The sequence below is a fragment of the Prevotella sp. 885 genome, assembly GCF_002265625.1.
In the GTDB taxonomy this organism is placed as follows: Bacteria; Bacteroidota; Bacteroidia; order Bacteroidales; family Bacteroidaceae; genus Prevotella.
This window is the reverse complement of the sequence record NZ_NOVE01000102.1, coordinates 1-3,222: the sequence shown is the minus strand read 5'-3', so window position 1 is coordinate 3,222 and position 3,222 is coordinate 1. Positions and strand designations below refer to the sequence as shown.

The 3,222-nt window shown below is 41.7% G+C and carries 4 protein-coding genes and 1 pseudogene; 3 read left to right on the top strand and 2 right to left on the bottom strand.

What is annotated here, in order from left to right:
* The 3 genes and pseudogenes from CHL74_RS15090 to CHL74_RS15080 all read left to right on the top strand — a co-directional run.
* Positions 1 to 185: pseudogene (locus CHL74_RS15090) on the top strand (plasmid mobilization protein); the annotation flags it as partial.
* On the top strand, positions 182 to 1,414 hold the full coding sequence (locus CHL74_RS15085; protein ID WP_094881981.1) for a relaxase/mobilization nuclease domain-containing protein: 1,233 nt from the start codon (positions 182 to 184) through the stop codon (positions 1,412 to 1,414). The pseudogene CHL74_RS15090 and the gene CHL74_RS15085, both read left to right, overlap by 4 nt.
* 12 nt (positions 1,415 to 1,426) lie before the next feature.
* On the top strand, positions 1,427 to 2,029 hold the full coding sequence (locus tag CHL74_RS15080) for a hypothetical protein (protein ID WP_176452286.1): 603 nt from the start codon (positions 1,427 to 1,429) through the stop codon (positions 2,027 to 2,029).
* Here the strand turns inward: CHL74_RS15080 and CHL74_RS15075 are convergent.
* Both CHL74_RS15075 and CHL74_RS16050 read right to left on the bottom strand, forming a co-directional pair.
* Entirely contained in the window at positions 1,936 to 2,940 is a 1,005-nt protein-coding gene (locus CHL74_RS15075; RefSeq protein WP_094881980.1) for a hypothetical protein, read from the bottom strand. The two genes, CHL74_RS15080 and CHL74_RS15075, sit on opposite strands and share 94 nt — an antisense overlap.
* A gap of 90 nt (positions 2,941 to 3,030) precedes the next feature.
* A partial coding sequence (locus CHL74_RS16050) for a hypothetical protein (protein WP_217901465.1) occupies positions 3,031 to 3,222 on the bottom strand: 192 nt, incomplete at its 5' end.

The following is a 3,222-nucleotide window of genomic DNA, read 5'->3' as shown; positions in this document are numbered from 1 at the left end:
CGGATTTGATAAAAATCAGCAACGTGCTATCCAAGAAAACGGCTGAGGAAAAGGCTCGGTTCTTCAAGAATGAGAAGTTCATGCGTTGGTGGATTGATGCCGTTGCAGGACTTATCCAACATTGGTATAGCATTGAAGAGAATATCGCAACAAACGTACAGACCCAATCAAAGGAACAATTATGATTATGCTCGCAAAGGTCGTATCGTATGGAGGCAATTCCGTAAGGTACGCATTGGAAAAGGAGAATGCAAAAACGGTCAAGGTGAACAATATGCCAGATGGTCTTGACCCTACCGCCATCTGGTACATGATGAAGCATCATTGCCAGTATCATCAAGCGGAAAGGACGGTGGGCAGAAAGTTGGAAAGGTTCATGACCACTTTTGTACTTTCCCCATCAAAGGAAGAGTCTGCAAACTTCACGATGGAAGATTGGGCAAACCTCCAAGACGAAGCTTTGAGAGTTTTGGATTCTGTTGGGCTTATGCCCAACGGTTCCTCCAATGTGATAAAGACCAACTTCACCAATTCTATGAATGTGGGCGGACTGCACTCTGATTCTATGTCTGGAACGCTGCACCTTCACATTGATTGTTGTCGTGTGGATATGGAGGGTAAGACCAATGATGTACACGATATTCACCTTCGGGCAATGAAGGCTGCGGAAATCATCAATATGCGCCATGGATGGGAACAACCGCAGGAAATTCGGAATATGCGAAAGGCTGAACTTGCGGAGGATTGCGAACATATCCTCACAGATATGCAGCAGTTCAACATTGACAGATATTTCAATCTGTTGCGTATGAAAGGCTATGAGGTTAAACCTCGTTACGACAAGCAGCGGAAACTTGTCGGCTACACAGTCGGCAAGAATGCTTCCGTGTTCAAGGCTTCTGAGATTGGCAGAAAGTTTATGGCATCAAAGATTGAAGACACATGGAATAAACTGCACCCACAACCTACACAAGTCAAGACAAAGCCTGTTTCTCCATCCGTTGCTTCAACGCCTCGCCCAGTTCGTCCTATCGTTCAAACTCCAACTGCATCACAACCAAAGGCACAACCTCAACTTGCACAAACGGCATTCACAATCAACATTGGCGATGGAGTCAAGAAGGTGTGGATTCCGAACTCTGTCAAAGATGTCTTTACTAATGAGGTTCAGATTCCAGAGGATAATGATATAGCGACAACAGATAATGTCGCTCATGTAGCGATACTGTTGTTTGCAGGGTATATTGACGCAGCCACTTCCATGTCTGAGTCATGTGGCGGTGGCGGTTCTGCTCCCTCTTCTGGTTGGGGCAAGAAGGATGATGAAGATGACTGGAGGTTTGCCCACCGTTGTGCACAGATGGCTCATTCCATGTGCAAGCCTAAACCACGCAACAGAAGTTTCCACCGATAAATCAATGACAATATGGCAATCAGAAAAAGCAAGATAAACATAGACACAGAAGAAAGATCCGACTTCGACAATATGATGAATGATGTCGAAAACGAGGTTGAGGAACAGCAAGCCGAGGATGGACTTGTAAACCGTGTTCCTGAGTTGAAGCAGTTAAGTGAGGACATTGACAAGGCTACCAACACCTTCATCAATGCCGCACTTGAACTGGAATCTTCCATTCAGCAGTATCAGCGTGCAGAAGTAAAATTAGGTGGTGCTGTGACTACTATCAGCAAAAAGGTTGATACCATCAATCAGCACATAGACAAAGTTTTGGAAAATGCTCCCACAAAATTAAAGGTGTCTGTAAATGTCAATGATGCTGACTGGCAGAAGATACAAGAACTGTTTGCTAAAGAACACCAATGGATGACCGCACAGATGCAGATGCATATCCGTGAGGTCAATTCCATGTTTGCTGATGAACGGAAGAAAGTTCGTGAGCGATACAAGGAATATGATGGCTGCTATCTCGGTCACTATGCCCAGTGGTTCTTCTGGTTCTTCTTCACGATTGGTATCTTTGTGATTGCAGGTGGAATAGCTATGATGATAGCACAGATTAGCAAATAATCTCTAATCATGTAGGGATAAATATTGATATTGGTACAACTTAAAAGTACGTATGCTTTTTCTGCAAGAGAATAGTACAGCGTATTTCCTTCCGTACTTTCGCCTGCAACAAAACGTGTACCCATTGGAAGAGAAAACGTCTTGTTTACCATCTCCTTATTTGGAGACAAGACCACGTATGCACTATCTTGAATGGCATCTTTCGGTGTCGCCTTTAATATCTCATGAAGATAGAAACTTGGTAATTCCGCAAACTTATGATTAAACCGTTTCACAATGCGGCAGTAGTTTCGTACAAAAGTAAGAAGCAGTGCTTGGGCAGCATCCATATCACCGCTATTCTCTATCTGGTCCATATAAAAGTCGAACTTCGACTGAATATCCGCTACAGCACCGAGCATCGAGAAATAGGGACGACTATTCTCGTCCAACATTCTTTGTATGAAATTACGCCTACGAGGAGAAGAATTTGCTATCGGGAGAGACTTTTCAAGTTGTTCTTTTATGCTTTCCGCAATACGAATTACGGGTGTTGGCATACCTTCTGTATAGGCGTTGTTCAAATAGATAGATAACCTACCAATCCATCCCTCTATCTTGCTTCGAAGGTTTTCTGTATATTCATTCTGCAAAGTCGTACCGCAACCATTGGCAAATGAGACTGCATACTTTTTCAGATTTTTATGGCGAATATCCAACAGAACTGTAAGGACATGATTGTGCCATAAGGCTGAGATTCTTTCATTGTGTTTTTTTTTGTTATTAATAGACGACAAATTGTCTTCTATTGACATTACCCAATGGGATATCTCATGCCAGTCTGATTCAAGTGCATGAAAGTTTTGAAGTTGATAATTATCAACTTCAAACTCACTACGTTGAACACCTCTTAATCCATATTCAATATCCATTATCAAAATTAGCAAATCAATATTTTTATATTTTTGGCACACAAATTAAGGATATTTATGCGTTACATTGTACCAATCCTACAACATCCTTTAGTTATCATTTCTTCTAGGCTTTTTTGAGTTAGGAAGAGACCCTTTGTAGCTTCTTGCTCTTTTTAGCCTATACTTTTTAGTTTTCGACCAATATGGTCTATAAGTCATTCTCTCATAACTCATTTTATCCACAAATGGTGCTGTCTCCATATATTCTATAGGAAATATTGGAAACTTATATATGGAAGG

Excerpts from the sequence above, each read along its gene's own strand:
- CHL74_RS15085 (WP_094881981.1), top strand. The coding sequence starts at position 182 with ATGATTATGCTCGCAAAGGTCGTATCGTATGGAGGCAATTCCGTAAGG.
- CHL74_RS15080 (WP_176452286.1), top strand. The coding sequence starts at position 1,427 with ATGGCAATCAGAAAAAGCAAGATAAACATAGACACAGAAGAAAGATCC.
- CHL74_RS15075 (WP_094881980.1), bottom strand. The coding sequence starts at position 2,940 with ATGGATATTGAATATGGATTAAGAGGTGTTCAACGTAGTGAGTTTGAA.